This window comes from Thauera terpenica 58Eu (genome assembly GCF_000443165.1).
GTDB lineage: Bacteria > Pseudomonadota > Gammaproteobacteria > Burkholderiales > Rhodocyclaceae > Thauera > Thauera terpenica.
Genome location: NZ_ATJV01000134.1, coordinates 1 through 598 on the forward strand (window position 1 = coordinate 1; position 598 = coordinate 598).

Here is a 598-nt window from a genome sequence, read left to right on the forward strand (position 1 = left end):
GCGGTGGAGAAGGTGGGCGGCGCCAAACAGGGCAAGGCCATCATCATCCTCAACCCGGCCGAGCCGCCGCTGATCATGCGCGACACCGTGCACTGCCTGACCGAGACCGAGCCCGACCAGGCGGCGATCACCGCGTCCATCCACGCCATGATCAAGGAAGTGCAGAAGTACGTGCCCGGCTACCGCCTCGTCAATGGGCCGGTGTTCGACGGCAATCGGGTCTCGGTTTACCTGGAAGTCGAGGGCCTGGGCGACTACCTGCCCAAGTACGCCGGCAACCTCGACATCATGACCGCGGCCGCAGCGCGTACCGCCGAGATGTTCGCTGAAGAAATCCTCGCCGGGCGCCTCAAGCTCGAATCCAACCGCGCCACGATGGTGGCCTGAACGGCCCCCATCAGAAGGAGATGAACATGGAACTTCGCGGCAAGAAAATCACCGTCCACGACATGACGCTGCGTGACGGCATGCACCCCAAGCGCCACCTGATGACGCTCGAGCAGATGCGCACCATCGCCGTCGGTCTGGACGAAGCGGGCGTGCCGCTGATCGAGGTCACCCACGGCGACGGCCTCGGTGGCAGCTCGGTGAACTACGG

The 598-nt window shown here is 64.9% G+C and carries 1 protein-coding gene and 1 pseudogene; both read left to right on the forward strand.

The genetic code is table 11. The features are described from left to right. A pseudogene (locus M622_RS39225) lies at positions 1-387 on the forward strand (acetaldehyde dehydrogenase family protein); the annotation flags it as partial. A gap of 26 nt (positions 388-413) precedes the next feature. Continuing rightward, on the forward strand, positions 414-598 hold a 185-nt coding region (locus tag M622_RS0120825; protein WP_031347671.1), incomplete at its 3' end, for a hydroxymethylglutaryl-CoA lyase-like TIM-barrel protein.